The organism is Enterobacter sp. Taxon_2, assembly GCF_058355295.1.
In genome coordinates, this window is the sequence record NZ_CM178024.1 from 2577193 (window position 1) to 2599794 (window position 22602).

General features: G+C 55.5%; 20 protein-coding genes and 1 pseudogene. 5 read left to right on the top strand and 16 right to left on the bottom strand.

Translation table 11 applies throughout. From position 1 onward, the window contains the following. Positions 1-17: 17 nt before the first annotated feature. The gene (gene fusA / locus AC4IC4_RS12210) at positions 18-2117 is read right to left on the bottom strand and encodes an elongation factor G (protein ID WP_491471215.1); all 2100 of its coding nucleotides are present in this window, start codon (positions 2115-2117) and stop codon (positions 18-20) included. Positions 2118-2277: 160 nt separating this feature from the next. Here fusA and AC4IC4_RS12215 point away from each other — a divergent pair, with 160 nt between their 5' ends. Further along, positions 2278-2580: an ArsR/SmtB family transcription factor gene (locus tag AC4IC4_RS12215; RefSeq protein ID WP_024909591.1), complete on the top strand. Its 303-nt coding sequence runs from the start codon at positions 2278-2280 to the stop codon at positions 2578-2580. Positions 2581-2638: 58 nt separating this feature from the next. On the opposite strand, the gene AC4IC4_RS12220 is transcribed toward AC4IC4_RS12215, so the two are convergent. Beyond that, the gene (locus tag AC4IC4_RS12220; RefSeq protein WP_491471216.1) at positions 2639-3094 is read right to left on the bottom strand and encodes a GNAT family N-acetyltransferase; all 456 of its coding nucleotides are present in this window, start codon (positions 3092-3094) and stop codon (positions 2639-2641) included. 164 nt (positions 3095-3258) lie between these two features. Here AC4IC4_RS12220 and pdxR point away from each other — a divergent pair, with 164 nt between their 5' ends. Next, positions 3259-4737: a MocR-like pyridoxine biosynthesis transcription factor PdxR gene (gene pdxR / locus AC4IC4_RS12225; protein WP_491471217.1), complete on the top strand. Its 1479-nt coding sequence runs from the start codon at positions 3259-3261 to the stop codon at positions 4735-4737. 27 nt (positions 4738-4764) lie between these two features. Here pdxR and AC4IC4_RS12230 read toward each other — a convergent pair whose 3' ends face one another. Beyond that, a complete protein-coding gene (locus AC4IC4_RS12230; RefSeq protein ID WP_491472822.1) occupies positions 4765-5400 on the bottom strand; it encodes an ECs1377 family protein in 636 nt (211 codons plus the stop codon). Between the two features lie 121 nt (positions 5401-5521). Continuing rightward, positions 5522-6853 (bottom strand): 2-hydroxycarboxylate transporter family protein, encoded by a 1332-nt coding sequence (locus tag AC4IC4_RS12235; RefSeq protein ID WP_032647438.1) that lies wholly within the window; start codon positions 6851-6853, stop codon positions 5522-5524. 405 nt (positions 6854-7258) lie between these two features. Here AC4IC4_RS12235 and AC4IC4_RS12240 point away from each other — a divergent pair, with 405 nt between their 5' ends. After that, positions 7259-8206: an AEC family transporter gene (locus AC4IC4_RS12240; protein ID WP_024909596.1), complete on the top strand. Its 948-nt coding sequence runs from the start codon at positions 7259-7261 to the stop codon at positions 8204-8206. A 32-nt stretch (positions 8207-8238) separates the two neighbouring features. Continuing rightward, complete coding sequence (locus AC4IC4_RS12245) at positions 8239-9924, top strand: NAD-dependent malic enzyme (RefSeq protein WP_024909597.1); 1686 nt, start codon at positions 8239-8241, stop codon at positions 9922-9924. A gap of 44 nt (positions 9925-9968) precedes the next feature. Here the strand turns inward: AC4IC4_RS12245 and AC4IC4_RS12250 are convergent, their stop codons facing one another. From AC4IC4_RS12250 to AC4IC4_RS12300, 11 genes and pseudogenes are all read right to left on the bottom strand, one after another. Next, entirely contained in the window at positions 9969-10970 is a 1002-nt protein-coding gene (locus AC4IC4_RS12250) for a Kdo(2)-lipid IV(A) acyltransferase (RefSeq protein WP_491471218.1), read from the bottom strand. Between the two features lie 184 nt (positions 10971-11154). Continuing rightward, positions 11155-11385: a tautomerase PptA gene (gene pptA, locus AC4IC4_RS12255; RefSeq protein WP_024909599.1), complete on the bottom strand. Its 231-nt coding sequence runs from the start codon at positions 11383-11385 to the stop codon at positions 11155-11157. A gap of 37 nt (positions 11386-11422) precedes the next feature. Next, the gene (locus tag AC4IC4_RS12260) at positions 11423-12040 is read right to left on the bottom strand and encodes a glutathione S-transferase family protein (RefSeq protein ID WP_048992013.1); all 618 of its coding nucleotides are present in this window, start codon (positions 12038-12040) and stop codon (positions 11423-11425) included. Positions 12041-12081: 41 nt separating this feature from the next. After that, positions 12082-12969 carry an ABC transporter substrate-binding protein gene (locus AC4IC4_RS12265; RefSeq protein ID WP_032647448.1) on the bottom strand — a complete coding sequence of 296 codons (888 nt, stop codon included), beginning with the start codon at positions 12967-12969 and terminating at the stop codon, positions 12082-12084. 9 nt (positions 12970-12978) lie between these two features. Next, entirely contained in the window at positions 12979-13752 is a 774-nt protein-coding gene (locus AC4IC4_RS12270; RefSeq protein ID WP_491471219.1) for an amino acid ABC transporter ATP-binding protein, read from the bottom strand. After that, positions 13736-14662 (bottom strand): amino acid ABC transporter permease, encoded by a 927-nt coding sequence (locus tag AC4IC4_RS12275; RefSeq protein ID WP_023327573.1) that lies wholly within the window; start codon positions 14660-14662, stop codon positions 13736-13738. Before AC4IC4_RS12275 ends, AC4IC4_RS12270 begins: the two co-directional genes overlap by 17 nt. Positions 14663-14671: 9 nt before the next feature. Further along, a complete protein-coding gene (locus tag AC4IC4_RS12280; RefSeq protein WP_008501765.1) occupies positions 14672-15181 on the bottom strand; it encodes a GNAT family N-acetyltransferase in 510 nt (169 codons plus the stop codon). A gap of 9 nt (positions 15182-15190) precedes the next feature. Then, positions 15191-17454, bottom strand: a pseudogene (locus AC4IC4_RS12285) (NtaA/DmoA family FMN-dependent monooxygenase). A 16-nt stretch (positions 17455-17470) separates the two neighbouring features. Beyond that, positions 17471-18592 (bottom strand): M20 peptidase aminoacylase family protein, encoded by a 1122-nt coding sequence (locus AC4IC4_RS12290; RefSeq protein ID WP_032647454.1) that lies wholly within the window; start codon positions 18590-18592, stop codon positions 17471-17473. Then, the gene (locus AC4IC4_RS12295; RefSeq protein WP_491471220.1) at positions 18589-19590 is read right to left on the bottom strand and encodes an LLM class flavin-dependent oxidoreductase; all 1002 of its coding nucleotides are present in this window, start codon (positions 19588-19590) and stop codon (positions 18589-18591) included. Before AC4IC4_RS12295 ends, AC4IC4_RS12290 begins: the two co-directional genes overlap by 4 nt. A gap of 110 nt (positions 19591-19700) precedes the next feature. Then, positions 19701-20240, bottom strand: coding sequence for an AAA family ATPase (locus tag AC4IC4_RS12300; protein WP_491471221.1), 540 nt, complete (start codon positions 20238-20240; stop codon positions 19701-19703). Between the two features lie 345 nt (positions 20241-20585). Here AC4IC4_RS12300 and AC4IC4_RS12305 point away from each other — a divergent pair, with 345 nt between their 5' ends. Further along, complete coding sequence (locus AC4IC4_RS12305) at positions 20586-22121, top strand: methyl-accepting chemotaxis protein (protein WP_491471222.1); 1536 nt, start codon at positions 20586-20588, stop codon at positions 22119-22121. Here the strand turns inward: AC4IC4_RS12305 and AC4IC4_RS12310 are convergent. Further along, a complete protein-coding gene (locus AC4IC4_RS12310; RefSeq protein WP_491471223.1) occupies positions 22118-22516 on the bottom strand; it encodes a (R)-mandelonitrile lyase in 399 nt (132 codons plus the stop codon). The two genes, AC4IC4_RS12305 and AC4IC4_RS12310, sit on opposite strands and share 4 nt — an antisense overlap. Positions 22517-22602: the final 86 nt, after the last annotated feature.

Here is a 22602-nt window from a genome sequence, read left to right on the forward strand (position 1 = left end):
GGGAGAGGGTGAACGTATTACTTCGCACGTCGTGAAATAATCTCATCCGCAACATTCCGCGGGGCTTCCGCAAAATGATGGAACTCCATCGTATACGTCGCGCGTCCCTGGGACATCGAACGCAATGTCGTGGCATAACCAAACATCTCTGCCAGCGGCACGTCAGCACGAATAATCTGGCTGCCGTACTGCTCCGCCATCCCCTGCACCATGCCGCGTCGGGAAGAGAGATCGCCCATAATGTTACCCGCGTACTCTTCCGGCGTTTCCACCTCCACGTGCATGATCGGCTCAAGGATCACCGGATCCGCCCTGCGGGCGCCCTCTTTGAAACCGAGGATCGCCGCCATGCGGAAGGCCATCTCCGAGGAGTCGACATCGTGATACGAGCCAAACGTCAGCGTCGCTTTGACATCGACGACCGGATAGCCCGCCAGTACCCCGCTGTTCATTGCTTCCCGCAGCCCTTTCTCAACGGACGGGATATACTCGCGCGGCACCACGCCGCCCTTAGTGGCATCTTCAAATTTGAAACCACTTCCGGGCTCCAGCGGCTCCAGGCTCAGCACCACATGACCGTACTGGCCTTTACCGCCGGACTGACGGACAAATTTGCCTTCGATATCCTTCACCGTTTTACGCAGGGTTTCACGGTAGGTCACCTGCGGACGACCGATATTTGCCTCGACGCCAAACTCACGTTTCATGCGGTCGACGATAATCTCGAGGTGTAGCTCACCCATCCCGGAGATAATGGTCTGGCCGGACTCTTCGTCAGTATGCAGGCGGAAAGACGGGTCTTCCGCTGCCAGACGCTGTAGCGCGATCCCCATTTTCTCCTGATCGCCTTTGGTTTTCGGCTCAATCGCCAGCGAGATCACCGGATCCGGGAACTCCATACGCTCAAGCGTAATGACGGCGTTCGGATCGGTAAGCGTGTCGCCAGTGGTCACGTCTTTCAGCCCGACACAGGCCGCGATATCCCCGGCGCGCAGTTCGTCCACCTCGTGACGATCGTTGGCATGCATCAGCACAATACGTCCGATACGCTCTTTCTTCCCTTTCACCGGGTTGTACACCGCGTCGCCTTTGCGCAGCACGCCAGAGTACACGCGGATAAAGGTCAGCTGCCCGACATACGGGTCGCTCATCAGCTTGAACGCCAGGGCCGAGAACGGCTCATCATCGCTCGGATGACGCTCCGCATGCTGCCCTTTTTCATCCACGCCATCAATGGCCGGCACGTCCAGCGGCGACGGCATGAGTTCAATAACCGCATCGAGCATGCGCTGTACGCCTTTATTCTTGAACGCGCTGCCGCACAGCATCGGCTGGATTTCGCCCGAGATGGTGCGAATACGCAACCCTTTGATGATTTCCGCTTCCGTCAGGTCGCCCGTCTCCAGGTACTTATCCATCAGTTCATCGCTGGCTTCCGCCGCCGCAGAGACCATTTTTTCCCGCCATTCCCGGGCGGTGCTGACTAAATCATCTGGCACAGGCGCATAGGTAAACACCATGCCCTGCGTCGCATCGTCCCACAGAATGGTGCGCATCTTGATGAGATCCACCACGCCGTTGAAGTGATCTTCAGCACCCACCGGGATGACAATCGGCACCGGATTGGCCTTCAGGCGTTCCTGCATCATCCGCACGACGCGGAAGAAATCAGCACCCGGACGGTCCATTTTGTTAACAAAGGCCAGTCGCGGAACGTGATATTTATTGGCCTGACGCCAGACGGTTTCTGACTGCGGCTGCACGCCGCCCACGGAGTCATACACCATCACGGCACCGTCGAGTACGCGCATGGAACGTTCCACTTCAATGGTGAAATCCACGTGCCCCGGGGTGTCGATGATGTTAATCCGGTGCGGCTCATATCCTCTGTCCATACCCGGCCAGAAGCAGCTGACCGCCGCGGAGGTAATCGTAATCCCGCGCTCTTGCTCCTGCGCCATCCAGTCAGTGGTTGCCGCGCCATCGTGTACTTCACCCAGCTTGTGGCTCATCCCGGTATAAAACAGGATGCGCTCAGTGGTGGTGGTTTTACCGGCATCGATATGCGCGGAGATACCGATGTTGCGATAACGTTCGAGAGGGATGGGTCGGGGCATGATATTTCCTTAAGTCTTATGACTTGTCTGTGACGACCAGGATGGTCGTGCATTCGTTCGTTTGCTATAATAGTCCTATTGTACGAGTATTATCGAACTATTTTTTAACGGTTGACCTATTGTTGATATAGCTCAATCTGACGCCATACGCAGGAAAACGATGATCCCAAACCACCCTGAAACTGAACAAATACTGCTGGAAAATGTGCTGTTTGCCCTCGGCAACCCGCTCCGGCTGTCGATAATTCGCCGGCTGGCCGATGGCAGCGAACTCAGCTGTAACGCGCTGCGCCCGGAAGATGTGGTGAAGTCTACGATGACCCATCACTGGCGCGTATTGCGCGACAGCGGCGTGATCTGGCAGCGTCCGCAGGGACGAGAAAACATGATTTCATTGCGTAGAGAGGATCTGGATGCCCGCTTTCCGGGGTTGATGGCGATACTTTTACAGGCTAAATCATAAGAGCATATCGGGTTAAAGCCCCTTAATGATGTAAGGGGCATATTGTCAGCAAAGGGATCTACCTTACCTGCATACGATATTCAATCATTCCACTTTTTTTCGCAATCCAGTCGTACAATCGTTGCCCGCGATAGTTGGCTTCATGCGTGTGCCAGTAAAGATGACTGGCATGATGTTTTCTGGCTTCTCTCTGAACATATTCTATTAACTGTTTGCCAATATGTTTGCCCCTGACTGCTTCGCAGACATATAAATCTTCGAGGTAGCAGTAATCGCTCTCAGCCCAGGTCGAACGGTGAAAGAGATAATGCGCAAAACCCACTATGTCTCCATTACATCGTGCCACCACGCAGAATAGCGGCTCAACGGGGCTGAAAAATCGTTGCCAGGTTCGTTCTGTAATTGCCCCGGACAGATCGACGTTGTAAAACTCCTGATATTTTCCCCATAGTGGCATCCAGCTTTCAAAATCACGTTCTTTAACTACCTCAATTGTCACGATCATATTGTTCATATTGCCTCTTCTCTCACCCGTTTATTCGTTTCAGGAAGAGTGTATTCGCTGAATGGCACGTTTTACCCCGCCAATTCTCGCCATCAAAGCAGACCAATTTCTCATCCTGCTGCATGCAGTATTGCTTTAGAATCAAGAGACACAGAGGAAAAGTGGACAACGTAATGTTTAAGCACGCGCAGCTTGAAACGGTTAAGGCATGGATTATCGACCCCGCTAACGGATCGCTACCGCTTCATGAAAGGATCCAGAGAGCAATACGGACGCTGATACTGGAAGGGGTATTATCTCACGGTAAGGCCCTTCCTGCTTCACGCGCTCTGGCGGCTTCTCTCAGCGTTTCCCGGGATACCATAGAAGCGGCCTACTCCAGCCTGCATGCCGAAGGGTTTATTGAGAGACAAACAGGCAGAGGGAGCTTCGTCTCTTCCAGCGCGCGCTTTTTAAAACCCCGCCCTCGACAGCATCAGCCAACCGCTGCGTTACGAAAAGCAAAACTCAGCGTCCGAGGAAAGATCGTTTATGAAAGCGGTGGGATCCGCGAATTTTCCTCCCCTCGCCCCCTTGCGCCCGGCATTCCTGAAACCCGCATGTTTCCCATTTCAACCTGGGAGCGTCTTCAGCGACAGGTCCTGAAGGAGTTTCAGCATCAGGCATTAGAGCAAAGTCCACCACAGGGTATAGAGCACCTGCGACGGGCCATTGCGGAATATGTCAACCTGGAGCGCGGAACACGTGCGAGGGCAGAACAGATCATCGTTCTGACAAGTTCTCAACAGGCGCTTGCGCTCTGTTCCCACGTGCTGATGGATGCCGGAGACGGCATTGTCATTGAAGATCCCTCCTATCAAGGGGCACACAAAGCGTTCAACGCCGCAGGACTTCGCTGCATTCCGGTTCCTCTTGATGAAAAAGGCATCTCGGTTGACGGTCTTAATTCTCTGACCGAGCCAGCCAGGGCGATATACCTTACGCCTTCTCATCAGTACCCTACCGGGGTGACGCTCTCTCTTGACCGACGACTGGCAGTTGTCAAATGGGCAAACCATTACGGGGCCTGGATCATTGAGGATGACTATGACAGTGAGTTTCACTACGAAGGTAAGCCTATGGCCAGCCTTCAGGGGCTTGATACGTACAACCGGACCATTTATATCGGCACCTTCACCAAGTCTCTGTTCCCCGGGCTGCGTATTGCCTACATGATCGTTCCCTCAGAATTGACAGAGCCCTTTATCATGGCGAGGACATTGATGGATGGCCACACCGCCTCAATAACCCAGCTGACGCTGGCTAAATTTCTGGAGGGAGGCCATTTTGGTGCTTATGTTCGCAAGATGCGGGGAATTTATGTTGCTCGTCGCGATGCGCTGGCAAGCCTGATGGATGCGTATCTTTCTGAGTATGTTGCCTGTGAAACACCAGCGGGGGGAATGCAAATGCCTTGTCATCTGAAACACGGAATATCCGAGAAAGAGATAGCCACCGCCGCCCGCCGTGCGGGTGTTGATATACTTGGGCTTACCGATTTATATGCAGGTCCCCCCGCGTCCACCGGTTTTTTGATGGGATTTGCTGCTTACACGGAAAGGGAAATAGAAGACGCTGTAAAAAAACTGGCCGCCATTTTCCGTCATGTTTGATGCCGTCGACTGCTCAGCGGCGAATACTCATTCCGGGCGAGCAAGGCTATATACGGGGATCCGTCGGCTGGTCTTTGTCAGCGTATCAAAGACTTCGGTCTCCGACGTCACAATTCTCACGCCCATTTTCCTTAACCTCTGTACATCCGCCGCGATGCGCTGAATGCCAAACCAGAAAAGCCCGTCGAGTGCCGTCACAGACAGGCCGTTTTCCAGCGCCAGCTTGAGACGTTCCTTTGGGGCTTTGACCTGCTGGGCAATTTGCCTGTAAGGCACTTCATTACATCCCGTCGCGTCACTGCGCTGGATCCGCGTTTTCAGCTGATAGGTAAACTCGTCAGGTATTCCATTGAGATCTCTTTTCAGGCTATAGACGCAGCCAAAGCGCTTGCCGTTAAACAGAACATTTTTCTGACTGAGCTGAAGTTCTTTTCTGACAACGTCTATTAACTGGGGCGCACGGGTGAGAAGTAGCCTGAAGGGCAGCTCGAAGCTGGTGACGTAATCCACATTAAGCAACGCGAGACGCAACCGCTCCTCTGCCCCGGACTTTTGCTCACGACACTCTTCCATCACCTCCGCCCACTGGCGCGTCAGGCGCTCCGGCTCGGCGGCTTCGGTAAGGAGATATTTTTCAATCTGATAATCAACTCTTCCGGTCATCATGTGGTATCCCGTCGCTGTGGATGCGGTAATTCTATACAGTACGGTGATATTTATAAAGGACTGAACCGCAGCGACATCCTGAAAATGTCGTTGCAATTCAGTATCCTGACGTTTCGAATCAGTGCGCCATAATCCAGCCCATCAGCAGCGTGGCGAAAATCACCGTCGACGCGCCGCCGATGCGGGTGGCGATCTGCGCGAACGGCATAAGCGACATCCGGTTAGACGCGGACAAAATGGCCACGTCCCCCGTTCCGCCCAGCCCGCTGTGGCAGCAGGTCACAATGGCCGCTTCCACAGGATACATATTCAGACGCGACGCGATAAAGTAGCCGCTCAACGCCATTGCAATCACAACCGAACCGCATACCACCACGTATCCTACCGAGAACACCGACACCACGCTCTCAAGCGGCACGTATAACATCCCAAGGCCGATCATCAGCGGCCAGACCAGCGCAGCCGAGACGAATTTATAGCAACTGTGCGCGCCCTGCTCCATTGAGGCCGGGATCACCCTGAAGTATTTACAAAGAACAGCAATCAGGATCATCAGCACCGGGCCGGGAATGTGGACCAGTTTTTCAAACAATCCGCCGACGATGAAAAACGCGCACACCATCAGTAACCCGCCGCCCATCAGATGAAAATCCGTCTGCTGCGTGCTTTGCGTCCCGGCAAACAGGCTGGCGTCGTCTTTACTCCGCGTGAGCATGCCATTTCCCGAAAGCGCAGGACGTTTCGCGCCGAGACGCGCCAGCGAGCCCGCACAAATAATGGCGAAGATATTCCCGACGACCGCAGCGGGTGCCAGCTGCGCAACGTAGACGTCCGGCGTCTGCCCCAGTATTGCCGAATAGGCCAGGGACAGCGGCAAAATGCCCTCGCCAATTCCACCGCCAATGATGGGCACAATGATGAAGAAGAAGGTGTGGTAAGGCGTATAACCAAACAGTGAGCCCACAATGAGGCCGCTCAGCACGGCCATGCATGTTCCCGCCACCAGCGGAACAAACATGCGCATCATCCCCTGGATCAGTAGCACCCGGTTCATCCCCAGAATGCTGCCGACCACCAGGCAGGCAATGACGAAATAGAGCAGGTTCGCCTCTTTCATCAGCAGATGCACGGTATCAAGGGTATGTTTCCCGAATACGCCAAAATAGACCAGCACGGAGGGCACCATCAGGCACAGGATCGCCGGGCCGCCGATATCTTTCAGCACCGGGATTTGACGCCCTACTTTCGCAAACGCGAAACCGAGGGTCATGATCACCGCGAGGCCACCTATCATATTTTTTGGCAGCAGCCCTGCCCAGGCGGATGTCGCCACAATCGCGGCAATCCCGACGAACAGCATCAACGGGACCGTGCCCACCTCGGTATTGTTGAGCCCAAAGGCAAAACGCGAGGTAGACAGCTCAGAAGTCGGTACAGGATTATCTTTCATATAATCACCTGAAAATTGTGTTCGGATATACAGAGAAAGGAATAACTGAAATTATTCCTGATACGAAAAAATGTTCTTAAATATAAATAATGATTTAGATGGCCTTTTCTAAAAACAGGCTCAATGTGAAATTAACACGGGCTTGCCAGGATAAATGTGAACAACTCGTCTCTTTGTCTTTAAATAACTTAATTCAGCGTTTAGTAACTAAAGTTATTTATAGTGACTCGTGTCGCATTCTTGCGTCTTATCAATTTTTAACGAAAGTCTTACTTATCCAACTAATGCAATCTTTTTGAAATTAATAAAACCAGAGAGAGTGTGACACTTGTCACTCCTGCCCTGCTATCTAAGCGCTAGATTAGCGCTGCAATAAAACACATAAAATACCCTACAGGAAATACTATGCCTTCATTACTATTACAGTCACTGTTTCCGCTCGTCTTTATTATGTTACTTGGATGGCTAAGTGGAAAGCTGGGATATTCGCGGCGAGAAGATGCAAACGTCATGGCAACCGTGGTGATTCGTTTTGCCCTTCCTTTTCATCTTTTCATTGGTGCATTGCATACCGATCCCAATAAAATTAAAAACCTGACCTTTATGGCCGTCCTGGTTGTCGGTTTAATGGGGTCGTATTTACTGACGCTGTTTATATCACGCTATGTTTTTCGCCACGATATCAAAACCAGCGCCATTCAGTCTCTGGTTTGCGCCTTTCCTGATATGGCCTACTTTGGCGCGCCGGTCCTGGCGGTATTGATTGGGCCGGAAGGATTTATCGGTGTGCTGATAGGTAACATTATCACCAGCGTTATCATGATCCCTCTGACTATCGTCCTGATTCGTATGGGTGATAAAAACGGTCATGATGGCCTGGAGGCGCTGCACCCGGGCGCGATGATCGTGCAAAACCTCATCAAAGCGGCACGCAACCCTATCGTCTGGATCCCGGTCTCCGGCGTCTTGCTCAGTCTCGCCGGTGTGCAAATCCCTTCCATTCTCAGCATGCCTATTGAGATGGTTGGCAAGGTTTCAGGCGGACTGTCCCTGTTTGCCCTCGGCCTGCTGTTTTACGGTGAACGTCCAAAACTGAACGTGCAGACATTTACCAATATCAGTATTAAAAACCTGATTCAGCCGGCAATGATGGCCGCCGCAGGGATCGCCTTTGGCCTGAGTCATACCTTACTGCAGCAGGTCGTAATTATTGGCGCAACGCCTTCCGCTATTGCCGCAGGGATGTTTGCTTTACGCAGCGATACCTATATCGATACCGCATCCTCTTCCATATTAATTGGTACTGCCGTCGGGGTCGTGACCGAAGGCATTATGATCTATTTCATCTCTTAATCTGTTTTATATAAAAAATTCAGGAGTTAACCATGTCCCGGAAAGAAGTTCTGTACACCCCTTACAATGGGGCCGTATTGCTGGAGAATCCGCTATTAAATAAAGGACTCGCTTTTATTAAAGAAGAGCGTGATAATTTTAATCTGCATGGGTTATTGCCGCACAACGTTGAAACCATTGAAGAACAAACCGAGCGCGCCTGGGTACAGTTCTGTCATTTTAAAAGCGATATCTCGCGTCATGTTTATCTGCGAAATATTCAGGACACCAATGAAACTCTCTTTTACAATCTCTTGCGTTCGCATCTGAAAGAGACGTTACCGATTATCTATACCCCGACGGTCGGTGAAGCCTGCGAGCATTTCTCTACGATTTATCGCCGCGCGCGCGGCTTGTTTATTTCATGGCCTAACCGTCATCGTATTGATGAGATGCTGCAAAGTTTTTCACGCAACGACGTTCGCGTGATTGTGGTGACGGACGGGGAACGTATTTTAGGGCTTGGCGATCAGGGTATCGGCGGTATGGGCATCCCGATTGGTAAGCTGTCGCTGTATACCGCCTGCGGGGGGATCCATCCGGCCTCTACCCTCCCGATTATGCTGGATGTCGGCACCAATAATCAGCAACACCTCGACGACCCGATGTACATGGGCTGGCGTCATCCGCGCATCAGCGACGACCAATACGCTGAGTTTATGGATATGTTTGTCAGCACCGTTAAAGCACGCTGGCCCAATGTTCTCCTGCAGTTTGAAGACTTTGCGCAGAAAAACGCCACCCGCCTGCTCCAGCGCTACCGCGACCAGCTTTGCTGCTTCAATGATGATATCCAGGGCACGGCAGCGGTCACCGCAGGTACGCTGATGGCGGCGGCCCATGCGGCAGGCACCCGCATTCGCGATCAGCGCGTTGTCTTCCTGGGCAGTGGTTCTGCCGGATGCGGGATCGCTGAAAAAATTGTGGCGCTGATGGTGGATGACGGCCTGAGCGAGTCCGAAGCGCGCAGCCGGATCTTTATGGTCGATCGCTTCGGCCTGCTGACAGACGACATGACCAACCTGCTCGATTTCCAGAAAAACCTGCTTACCGCGCGCGACGCCGTTAGCCGCTGGCAGGTAGAGGCGAAGAATATTTCCCTGCTGGACGTGGTGAAGAACGCGCATCCTACGGTGATGATCGGCGTTTCAGGCCAGCCGGGGCTGTTCAGCGAAGAGATTGTCAAAGAGATGCATCGCCACTGCCCGCGTCCGATTATCATGCCGCTCTCAAACCCGACGTCGCGGGCGGAGGCCCAGCCTCAGGATCTTATCGCCTGGACCCAGGGAGCCGCGCTGGTGGCCACTGGCAGCCCGTTCGCGCCGGTATTCTGGGAGAATGCACACTACGAGATTGCCCAGTGTAACAACGCCTATATCTTCCCTGGTCTGGGGCTGGGCGTTCTGGCCTGTAACGCGCGCCGGGTCACGGAAGAGATGCTGATGGCAGCTAGCCGCAGCCTGGCCGCGCAGTCTCCTCTGGTCACCACGGAAAAAGGCGGATTGCTGCCGCCGGTAGATCAGATTGAAACGGTCTCACGCCAGATTGCCGTCGCCGTCGCCCGGGCTGCGATTGAACAGGGCGTGGCACCGGCGATAGATGATGAGACGTTGATGGCGCGTATCGAGAAGACGTGGTGGCAGGCGGACTATGCGCCGTACCGCCGATCCGCGCTGTAGCGACGGTCATGCCCTCACCGCAGGGTGAGGGCATCGCTAAGGCTTTAGTGCTGTATGCCTGATCGGTCAGTAAAATCGCTGGCGGAGAGAATATCACCCCGTGGTGCCACGCTCTTGCGGCGGTCATACCGGTCAGGTACACCTTCAGGACGCGTTTTGAAGCGCCGGTGCAGCCACATATACTGTTCTGGCGCCATCCGTACAGCGTGTTCAATCGCCCTGTTCATCTGCGTCGCCACGGCTTCTTTATCGCCGCCCTGCAACGCCTCGCTGATATCTTCCAGAATGATCAGCTCGTAACCGGTACCATCCGCCTTGCGGCGCGGCACAAAGGGAATGACGGCAGGCTTAGCGCTTTTGACCAGCATATAGCTTCCAGCAGTCGTCGCGGCATCCGGCACCGCAAAGAACGGCACAAATACGCTATTGGTTTTGCCATAGTCATGGTCCGGGGCGTACCACAAAATTTCATTTTGCTTCAGCGAGCGGATCATGCCCTTTAAATCATGACGATCGAGCATGGTTTTATTGGAACGCAGGCGCCCGCGCGTCTGAAGCCAGTCCAGCAGGGCATTATTATTAGGACGATACACCCCGATACCGGGGTTAAGCATGCCAAATATCCGCGCGCCCAGCTCAAGCGTCAGAAAATGCATCCCCACCAGCACCACGCCCTTTCCCTGCGCCCTGGCCTTTTCCATGTGCTCATAACCCCGCACGGTAAAGTATTTCTTCACCCGCCACTCGGGCCAGAACCATGCCATCCCGGTCTCGATCACCCCCATTCCTACCGATTCAAAATTACGCTGCAGCAATGACTCTCGCTCCGCCTTTTTCATCTCCGGAAAACAAAGCTCCAGGTTGCGGCGGGCAATTTCGACGCGGCGGGGAAGCAAGCGCATCGCCAGTCGACCAAGGCCATGACCGATTCTGAACAGAAGCGGATAAGGGAGCAGCATGATGAGCCACAGCGCGGCAATGCCGGCCCAGCTTAGCCAGTAACGGGGATGAAGAAAGGCGAATGAAAAACGGGGTAATTTTGTCATCAGAAAATTATCCTTTAACGTGTCTGTCCTTAATTGATTCTGTTGAAGATCTTTCCTAAGGATTAATAATGTGTCAGCCAGAAACGTTAAGTGTAGCGGATAAGACAAAACGTATTTTTATCGATTTTTGCGAAAAACGGGAAGACGAGCCGGGGAAAACTTATCCGTTCCCCGGCAGAAGATCCTACATCGAATACCCGGGCTTCTTAATGAGCTCCTCCAGCTTCGGTCCAATTTCGGTATCCCAGACCTGCGCCTTCCAGTCTTCAGGGGCGATCTGATTCAACGCAACCGACACGGAACTGTCTTTGCTGTTGAAATGGCGAATAATCACGTCGGCAATATCCGCCGCCAGGGCCGTTTTTTGTTCGTCGTTCAAATCACGGGGAAAACATTTGATATCTACGTGTGGCATGTGCAGGCTTCCGGTTGTGAATGTGGGTTACACGTTATCAGATAATATTGTTTGCCTTTAACACCTTGTGCAGTTCCGGTAGCTGACATACGGTGTCCGCAATTGCCGTGAATTTAGGGGTGTTTTCGGCAAACCAGGCATGACGAGGCCCCCAGGTGCGCGCCACCGCAATATACACATCCAGCAGCGTCAGCCGTTCCCCCAGCGCAAACGGGGCGGCCTTAAGCTGACTTTCGAACCACAAATAGAGGGATTTCCGGTATGCGATGCAGTTTTTCTGCAGCTGTTCCGGCGCATCCGGCACCCAGCGTTCGGGATAGTCTGCATACGTAAATGTGGGATAGACGTTGGCCACAAACCAGATCAGCAGACGCTGAAACTGCTGGCGTTCGGCCTGCCCCACGGGCGGAGCAAGGTCGGGACATCTGTCGAGCACCATCAGGGCAATCGCCGCCGTTTCGGTCATGATGGCACCATTTTCCAGCGCCAGCGTCGGCACCTGACACAGCGGGTTGAGCTTTTGCAGCAGCTCACGCTGCGGGCCGGGCTGGTCAAACCCGTCCACGTTGATAAATTGATAAGGGATATCAGCCAGGGTCAGCATCACTTCACCGATCGCCGAGCCCCAGCCGGGTACGCCATAGAGTTTAATCATGTTGCCCCCTCAGGAGTGAAAATCCTAAGTGTAGAGCACCATTAGTAGGTTATCCCAGGCGGGTTGACCTCCGACTGTGCCACCGCTTCCCCCTGCTCGCCCCAGCGCGCCAGTACCTTCTGGTAATCTCCCCGCTTGATCGCGCCGTCCAGCGCCGCCTGTAACGCGTACACCAGCTCATTGCCTTTTTTGGTCGTGGTCGCGACATAGGCTTTTTTCGGCCCTAAACCGACCACGCGGGTTTTACCTGTGAGCGCCGCTTTATAGGCTGAAACCGACTGAGGGCCAAAGAACACATCCGCCCTGCCGGACTGGATATAGAGATTGCCCGAAGCATCATCGTGGAGATAAACCGGCAGCGCAGGCTCGCGCCCCGCCTTTTTATTCTCTTCGTTCCAGCCCAGCAGAATGCGTTCCTGATTCGTACCGGAGCCGACAATCACCCTTTTCCCGGCCAGATCTTCCGCGCTTTTGATTGACTGGATCTCGCTCGTGGATTTCACCGAAAACGCCAGCGAGTCGACGCGGTAGGTCGCAAAATCAAACTTCTCTTTACGCTGTTCGGTCACCGCAATGTTCACCAGCGCCACGTCGTAGCGCCCGGAGGCGATCCCCAGCGGCCAGTCTTCCCACGCCGTCGGCACCAGCTTCAACTTCAGCCCCAGGCTGCCCGCCAGCAGGCGGGCGATATCCGGGTCGCTGCCAATGCGCGTACGGTTATCGCTGGCCAGCAGCGCCAGCGGCGGGGAGTTCAGCATTGAGACGGCGACCGTCAGCGTACCCGGCTCCACGAATTTGTAACTGGCGGGGATCTTCGCCACGGCCTGCCGATCCACCGTCACCGGCAGCGGCTGCTCGTTGGCTTTCAGATCGATGCTGGCGTGGCTCGCCGTCGTGAAGACCAGCCCCGCCAGAAGTCCGTATTTCATTGGCACTCCTTATAAGACTTTGGACAGAAACTGGCGCGTTCGCGCATGTGACGGACGGTTTAATACCTCGTCACTGCTTCCCTGCTCGACAATTTTTCCGTCGACCATAAACACCACCTGATCCGCCACTTCCCGGGCAAAGCCGATCTCATGAGTGACCACCACCAGCGTAGTCCCGGACCGGGCCAGTTTTTTGATTACGTCCAGCACTTCCCCTACCAGCTCCGGATCCAGCGCCGAGGTGGGTTCATCAAACAGCATCACGCGAGGACGTAACGCCAGCGCACGGGCAATGGCAATACGCTGCTGTTGCCCGCCGGAGAGATGGCGGGACCAGGCATCGGCTTTATCCCGCAGCCCGACCACGTCCAGCAGGCTGTACGCTCTTTCCACCGCCTCTTTTTTGCTGAGCTTTTTATGCGCGATGGGCGCCTCAATCAGGTTTTCCAGCACCGTGAGATGCGGAAAGAGATTGAAGTTCTGGAACACATAGCCCACGTTGACGCGCTGTTTGAGGATCTCCTTCTCCTTCAGCTCGTAGAGCCTGTCTCCCTGACGACGGTAGCCAATGTAATCCCCGTCGATCTGAATAAAGCCTTCATCGACGCGCTCCAGGTGATTAATGGTGCGCAGCAAGGTTGATTTGCCTGACCCGGACGGCCCGAGAATGACCGTCACGGACCCGGGCTGGATCTCAAGCGAAACGTTGTCGAGCGCCTTATGGCGGCCAAAAAATTTGCTGACGCCGGTAATCGAGATATGTCCTTCAGGAGAGGCTTGCATGGATAGGCTCCTGTGCTGGCGTGGTGGTGACAGAACGGGTACGACGGGCGGCACGGTTCTGATTTACCGCAGAGCGGCGTTCGCTGCGGGCAAGTGCGCGTTCAACACCGTACTGGATAGCGGACAGGACGGTGGTGATCGCCAGGTACCAGGCGGCACCGACCATCAGCAGCGGGATCACCTCCTGCGTGCGGTTGTAGATCATCTGGATGGTATAGAACAGCTCCGGCATCGCCAGGACGTAAACCATCGCAGTGCCCTTGGCGAGGCTGATGATTTCATTGAACCCCGACGGCAGAATGGTGCGCAGCGCCTGAGGCAAAATGATGCGCACTGTGCGGCGCCAGGCCGGCAGGCCGAGCGCGGCGGCGGCCTCATACTGCCCGTGATCGACCCCGAGGAAGCCCCCGCGAATGATCTCAGCGGTATAGGCGCTCTGCACCAGGGTTAGCCCCACCACGGCGGTAGAAAACTGCCCCAGCACGTTGATGGTTTCAAAGCTGCCCCAGGTGATGCCGGTGAACGGCACGCCGAGCGAGAGCGTGTCGTAGAGATAGGAAAAGTTGTACAGGATGATCAGCACCACAATCAGCGGCAGCGACCGAAACAGCCAGATGTACGCCCACGCCAGGCTGCTCAGCAGCCAGGATGAAGAGAGTCTCGCCAGGGCCAGCATGCCGCCAAACACCACGCTCAGCGCGGTGCCGATCAGCGTCAGCAGCAGGGTCTGTCCGACACCTTCGAGGATCACCGGGTCGAAGAACCAGCGGGCGAACACCGCCCACTCCCAGCGCGGGTTAAAGGCCACGGACTGAATCACGACCGCCAGGACAAACAGCGCCACCGCGGCGCCGACGGCCCGCAGCGGATAACGCGCCGGGACCACCTTAATGGTTTCAACGTTGCTCATCGTCGTTCCTCATGCGGTTTTACTGAACGCTTCACGTACCAGCGTTTTGGTGAATCGCAGCCGACCGTCAAACGGCGGCTGGCTGTACTCTTCCGGATCGCGGTTCAGATCGAACTGCGGCTGATAGCCCTGGCTGAGATAGAGCCTGACCGCTTCCGGCTGACGAAAGCCGGTTGTCAGGTAGATTTGGCTATAGCCTGCCAGCACCGCCCTGCGCTCCAGCTCCTGCACCACGCGCCCGGCAAGCCCCTGCTGACGCAGGGTTTTGTCCGTCCAGATGCGTTTGATTTCCGCGGTGCGTTCGTCGAACGGTTTGTACGCGCCGGTGGCGATAATCTTCCCGTCGCGCTCCAGCACGATAAACAGCCCCTGCGGCGCTAAATACCACTCGGTGAGCTCCACTTCCGCGTCTTTAGAGAAGTAGTCCCCGTAGCGGGCCGCATACTCACCGAACAGCCCCTCAATAATGGGCTGAAGTTCGGCGTCTTCCGGTGAAACATCACGAAATCGTTCGCTCATCACGCCTCCTTAATCGCCCAGGCCTGCCGGGTTCACTTCGGACTGAGGAATGCGCTCAACCCCTTCCCCCCAGCGGTTCAGCACTTTGTCGTAATCGCCGTTTTTGATGACGCCGTTCAGCGCGGTTTGCACCGGCTCAACCAGTCCGCTGCCTTTTTTCAGCGTCACCGCGATGTGCGCCGCCTTCGGCCAGCCGCCGTCGACGCTGCCCACCAGTTTGGTTTTCCCGTTCAGCGCCGCTTTCCAGGCGCCAATCACGTTCGGACCAAAGTAGGCATCCGCGCGTCCTGACTGCAGCGCCAGCGTTTGTGCCGCATCGTCTTTGGTGTAGATCGGGGTAAAGGGTTTCAGCCCCTTCTTCAGGTTTTCGGCATTCCATGCCAGCAGGATGGCCTCCTGGTTGGTGCCGGAGCCGACGATAATCCGCAGCCCGGCGATGTCCTCAGCCTTCTCAAGCGACTTGATCGGGCTGGTTGATTTCACGTAGAACCCGAGGGAATCTTTTCGGTAGGTGGCAAAGTCAAACTTCTGTTTGCGCTCTTTAGTGACGGTGATGTTGCTGATGGCGGCATCGTATTTCCCGGAGGCGACGCCCAGCGGCCAGTCTTCCCAGGAGGTCGGCACCACGTTCAGCTCCAGCCCGAGGCTGTCGGCGACCAGACGGGCGACGTCAACCTCGCTTCCCAGCAGCGTTTTGTTGTCGTCGGAGAAGACCGTCAGCGGCGGTTGATTGAGCCCCGCAACCGCCACGGTAAATTTCCCCGGCACGGCAAAGCGATAGTCTTTCGGCAGCTGTGCCACCGCATCATTGTTTTTGGCAGTGTTAACCGGCGTTTTATTGGCCTCGATGCTCACGCCGGTGCCGTTAATATTCACATTCTCTGCCCAGACGGCAGGGGTAAAGGCCAGCGCGAGCGCCAGAATAAGCGATGATTTCTGCATAGCGGGGTTCTCTTTTATTGTTGTGTGAACTGGTTTTTCGGTTGGTCTAAACCCAGGCTTTCGCGCAGCGTGGTGCCCGGATAGTCGGTACGGAACAGGCCGCGGGCCTGAAGAATGGGCACCACCTGGTCAACAAAGCGCGGGAAGGTATCCGGCGTACCGCCCTGAATGATGAAGCCGTCAGCGGCATAGCCTTCAAACCAGGCCTGCAGACCGTCAGCCACCTCTTCTGGCGTACCGGAAAAGCGCGGGCGCGGTGATGCAGCTTCAAGGGCTACCTGACGCAGGGTTAAGCTGCGCTCGCGGGCGTTACGCTTAATTTCATCGGTGGTACTGCGGAAGCTGTTTTTGCCTAAATCGCCGATATCCGGGAACGGCTCGTCGAGCGGATACTGGCTGAAATCATGATGTTCGAAATAGCGCCCCAGGTAATTGAGGGCATCGTTAATCGACACCAGCGCCGCCGTGGTCTGGTACTGGTTTTCCACGTCTTCGGCGTCTTTTCCCACAATCACGCTGACGCCCTGGAATATATGCAAGTCAGACGCGCGGCGACCGTTTGTTTCCAGCTGCTGCTTCACGTCGCGGTAAAAGGCTTTTGCCTCATCGAGCGTCTCGTGGTGGGTGAAAATGGCGTCGGCATGTTTCGCCGCCAGCTTTTTCCCGTCGTCCGACGCCCCGGCCTGAAAGACAATCGGACGCCCCTGCGGGGTGCGGCCAATATTCAGCGGCCCGGCGACCTGGAAGAAATCACCGTGATGATCCAGGGTGTGAAGCTTTGACGCGTCAAAGAATTGCCCGCTCTCTTTATTACGTACGAACGCATCACCTTCCCAGGAATCCCACAGCCCTTTCACCACGTCGAGATACTCATCCGCAATCCGGTAGCGCAGCACATGCTCGGGGTGTTTTTCGCGGGAAAAGTTCTTCGCCGACCCTTCCAGCGGCGAGGTCACCACGTTCCAGCCCGCGCGTCCGTTGCTGAGGTGGTCGAGGCTGGCGAACTGGCGCGCCGTGGTGAAGGGTTCGCTGTAGGAGGTGGATAAGGTTCCCACCAGCCCCAGGCGCGAGGTGATGCTGGCGAGAGCGGATAACACCGTCAGCGGTTCAAAGCGGTTTAAAAAATGCGGGATCGATTTCTCGTTTATATAGAGACCGTCGGCAACGAATAAAAAATCGAGTTTGCCCTCCTCCGCCTTTAACGCCGTCGATTTGACGAAATCAAAATTGATACTGGCATCGGCGACGGCCTCAGGGTGACGCCAGGCGGACATATTTCCGGATGCACCATGCAAAATGGTCCCCAGCCGCAGTTGACGATGTGCAGACATATTCACCTCTTAAGAATTAAACGTGTTGCAGGGCTTTTTCCGCAAGCTGTGCAAAATAGCGGGCAGCGGGCTCAATTAAGGCTTCATCCGGATTAAATGCCGGATGATGTAAACCGTACGGGCTGTTGCTGCCGATGCTGACAAACGCCCCCGGGATCTGCTGCAGATAGACAGCAAAATCTTCCCCGCCCATATGCAGCTCGGCGTGCCGGGTTTCGTATCCGGCGTCCCGTGCGACCGAGGTGGCGAAATCGGCCCAGCGTTCGTCATTCACCAGCGCGGTGGGCCCGGCATACCAGGTGATATCAATCTGCGCGCTGAAGGCGCTGGCAAACCCGGCAGCGATTTCGCCCACGCGGGCTTTCACATTCTGCTGCACTTCCGTGCGATGGGTACGCAGCGTGCCTTCCAGCTCGACGCTTTCCGGCAGCACGTTCCAGGTGTTACCGCCCGCAATGCGCGTCACGCTCAGCACCACCGAATCCAGCGTATTGACGTTGCGGCTGGCGACGCTTTGCAGCGCCGTCACCAGCTGGCTCGCCAGCACAATGGCGTCGTTGCCTTCGTGCGGACGCGCGGCGTGCGCGCCCTTACCGGTAATGCGGATCACAAAGCGGTCGACGTTGGCATAAAACGGCCCGCCGCGGGTAGCGAACTCACCGACCGGCAGGCCGGGCTCGTTATGCATGCCGAAGATGGCGCTGACGTCACGCAGGGCACCGGCGCGCACCATGCTCTTCGCACCGCCAAAGTTCTCTTCGGCAGGCTGAAACAGGATCCGCACCCGGCCGTTAAGCGAGGCCTCTCGCTCTTTCAGCTTTAACGCGGCACCGAGGATGACGCTGGTGTGGATATCGTGTCCGCAGGCATGCATTACGCCTGCACGCTGCGAGCTAAACGGCACGCCGCTGCGCTCTTCAATCGGCAGGGCATCAATATCCGCCCGCAGCGCAATCAGTTTGCTGCCCGAGCCGATTTCCGCCACCAGCCCGGTAGACAGGTCGTAAGGCTGCGGGGTAATCCCGGCATTCGTCAGCCACTGGCGCAGGCGCGTCGTGGTCTCCACTTCCTGGCCGGAGAGCTCCGGGTTCTGGTGCAGTTCGCGACGCCAGGCAATCAGCTGTTCGCCAAAGCTCATACGGTGACCTCCCTGTTAAGACGCGCCTCGGCAAGCAGACGCAGCGACGCGACGCGCGTTGCTCCCTCCGCTACCGGCGTGTCGATGATAAATTCGTCAATACCCCACTGCTGGTGCAGCGCGTTGAGCTGTTCCACTACCGACTCCGCGGTGCCCGCCAGCAGCGACTGCGCCCGACGTGCAATGCGCACCGGCTCACTGCCCGCCTGACGCGCAAAGGCGTAGGCCTGCTCTTCGCTGGCCACGGTGACGCGCTGCCCGTTTGCCAGCTCAACGCCCCACACCTCGACCTTCTGCGCCAGCGCGTCTGCCTCGGCCTGCGTCGGCGCGACAATCGCCTGTACCGCCACTATCACGTCCCGCGCGCTGTTCTCACGCCAGGTCAATACCACCTCGCGCAGCAGATCCGGGTCACCGTTCAGGTGTGCGGCAAATACAAAGTGCCAGTCGAGCCTGGCGGCCAGCAGCGCGCTTTCGGTACTCGCGCCCAGCAGGAAACCTTCAGCAGGCAGCGGCGGCAGCGGCGTGGCGCGGACGGCTTCTTCAATAGCGTGATGCTCAGGACGGATCCAGCGGTCGAGCTGGGCCAGCTGTTCGGCAAAGCTGCCCTTTTCCTGTTGATTCAGACCCTGCTGCAGCGCGCGGGTTGAGAGCGGTAATCCGCCGGGGGCTTTCCCGACGCCGAGATCCACGCGGCCAGGCGCCAGCGCGGCCAGCACGTTAAAATTCTCGGCGACTTTATAGGGGCTGTAGTGCTGAAGCATTACGCCGCCGGACCCGACGCGAATGCGCGTGGTTTGCCCGAGGATCCAGGCAATCAGCAGCTCCGGGGAAGGGCTGGCAAGCTGTGGGGTGTTGTGGTGTTCGGCAATCCAGAAGCGGTGATACCCCAGATTTTCTGCCTGCTGCGCCAGCGCCAGGGTACGCGCCAGTGCATCGGCAGCCGTTTCGTTTTCAGCGATGGGGCTTTTATCCAGAATGCTGATTCGCCATGACATGTTGCGTTCTCGTTTGACTTAACATGTCGTCATTATTAAAGGCGCATTTCACCACTGAGAAACAATTAATTTACATTTAGTTTGCCGGAAAACAGATATATAAAACCCTGCTAAGAATAAGACTTTAAGGAGGCAATCAGCGTTTCCACCTGCTCCCGACGGGTAATGCGGACGAAGCGAATATGGCTATATTGCGGGTTTTGCAGATCGGCTTCATAGCGCTTGCGGTTGTTACGCCAGGTTTTAATCGTCCAGATGATAATCGATTCTCTGCTGAAGAACGCGCGCCGGAAACTCTCTTTATTCCCCGTTCCCGGCCAGAGCTCGTGCTTATGCCAGGCCCGCTTTATTGCTCGCGTGACGGCCTGCCAGAGGGTGCGGATAAACCCATAATCCACCCACACCACAACGTCTACATTGCGCCATTTCACAGGCCGCGTGCGGTTGTAGTTACCGTCCAGCACCCAGTCTGGCGACGCCTGTAGCGCCTGCTCCAGCTTTGCCTGAAACTCGTCGTCCGGCGTGCCCTGCCAGTCAGCCTGCCAGTAGAGTCTGTCCATCTCGATACAGGGAATAGCCAGTTCGGTCGCAATCTGCTTCGCCAGCGTGCTTTTTCCACTTCCGCTGGTTCCTATGACGTTAATTTTCACCTCAGCCTCCCTGTATTTACGAAAATGAGACCAAATCATAGCGTTTTCATCCTGTTAACGAAACGCTATTTCAGCATGACAATTTTTCCCGGGAAGCGATCTCCCTCTTACAGTTTGGCTTATGTCATTTATTTACAGCGCCTCCCAAAAACGCCTCTGAAAATATTTTCATTTTTATTACATTCGATAGCGTTAACCGTTTAAAAATAATATGTAGCGAGTATTTCAGACAGCCAAAATTTCAGAGAGAATAAGCAGCAGACAGTTATAAAAATAATTTCATTAATCTTGCCGGAGTGCTTTCCGGACGTTTTTTTATTCTTGCACAACATCATGGAGTTACTCATGAGGCGTAACACTCCCGTTACACAAAACGAGTATTTGCTTAACGATGGTTCGACGTTAATGTCGACCACCGATACAAAAAGTCATATTACCTATGCTAATTCCGCTTTTATTGAAGCCAGCGGATATAAAGAAGAACATCTTCTTGGTGAGCCGCATAACCTCATCCGCCATCCCGACATGCCTGCCGAAGCGTTTGGCGACATGTGGTTTACCCTGCAGCAGGGCGAGACCTGGACAGGGCTGGTGAAGAACCGTCGTCATAATGGCGATCACTACTGGGTGCGGGCCAACGTGACGCCGGTCTGGCAGGGTGGATCCCTGACGGGCTATATTTCGGTGCGAAATATCCCCGCACGGGAAGAGATCGCAGCCAGTGAAAAACTGTATGCAAAAGTGCGTAATAACGAATTAAAACATTATCGTTTTTATAAAGGACTGTTGGTTCGACGCGGTTTATTTTCCTTTATGTCGCTTTTTAAATGTCTCAGCACCTGTAAACGAATCCATCTTGGTATTGCAACGACAGCGTTACTCTCCTGCCTGGCGGTGTATTTCTTCCCTGATAAAATTGTGCAGTCGGGGAGTCTGGTGCTGCTCTTTTCTGCCCTTGCCTGTTATCTTCACGCGCAGATCGCACGGCCGGTAAAATCTATTGTTCAACAGATGCAGCGCGTGGTTTCAGGACGTAAAACGGACTATTACCATTTTGACAGGATCGATGACATCGGGCTGATGATGCGCCTGGTGAATCAATCAGGTTTGAACCTGAATTCGCTGGTTGACGATGTCGGGGCGCAAATCAGCGGGATTGGCACCATCAGCCAGCAGGTCGCGAAAGAAGGTGCGGCGCTGCAAACGCGCTCTGAAGAAACCGCAGACTTTCTGCAGCAAACCGCATCTGCGGTGGAAGAGATCGCCAGCGCGGTGAAGCAGACGGCAGAAACCGCGAATGAAGCGATCCAGATGGCGGATCGCACCAGCGACAGCGCCCACTGCGGTGAAGCGATGATGAAAGAGACCATCGGTATGATGCAGTCCGTGTCGCAGGATAACGGCCAGATCGTCGATATTATCAGCGTTATCGATCGCATTGCCTTCCAGACCAATATTCTTGCGCTGAATGCCGCCGTGGAAGCGGCGCGCGCGGGTGAAGCCGGGCGCGGTTTTGCCGTGGTGGCGGCTGAGGTGCGCAATCTTGCGCAGCACTCCGCGACGGCGGCGAAAGAGATCAAAGCGCTGATCGAGAAAAACGTTGCCAGCGTCAACGCTGGCGTGGAGAAGGTGGTACAAACCGAATCACAGCTGACGGTCATGATCGACCATGTTCTGCAGGTTTCCACCTTGATTAAGGAGATCGGCCACGCCACGCAGGAACAAACCCAGGCGTTGACGCTGATCAACGCCTCCCTCTCCCGTATCGGCGCAATGACCCAGAGCAATACGGGGATGGTGGATAACGTCACTCACGCCGCGAATCACCTGACGCAGCGGACGACGCGCCTGCAGCAGGCAATTTCCGTTTTTGGCGGTTAGCCGTTCGGGTACTGCTCGTCAGTCACTTTTTCCAGCCATGTTACCGGGCTGCCGTTTACCGCTTCGGCGATGGCAAGATGCGTCATCGCCGTTTGCGCATTTGCGCCGTGCCAGTGCTTCACGCCGGGTGGGATCCAGGCGATATCGCCCTGATTCAGGATTTCCGCCTCTTTGCCCCACTCCTGTAACCAGCCGCGCCCCTGCGTCACAATCAGCGTTTGTCCCAGGGGATGCGTATGCCAGGCCGTGCGCGCGCCCGGCTCAAAGGTTACGGTTGCCCCGCCGACGCTGGCAGGTTCGGTCGCCTGAAAGGGTGCGTCAATCCGAACAGTCCCGGTAAACCAGGCTTCCGGTCCTTGTACTGAAGGTATTGAACCGCTGCGGATAATTTTCATCTTTTGCTCCTCGTTGACTGTTGCGTTAACAGTAGCGCAAAGCACTCGGCAGCATTAGGGTGCATAATCAGATAGGACACATGACT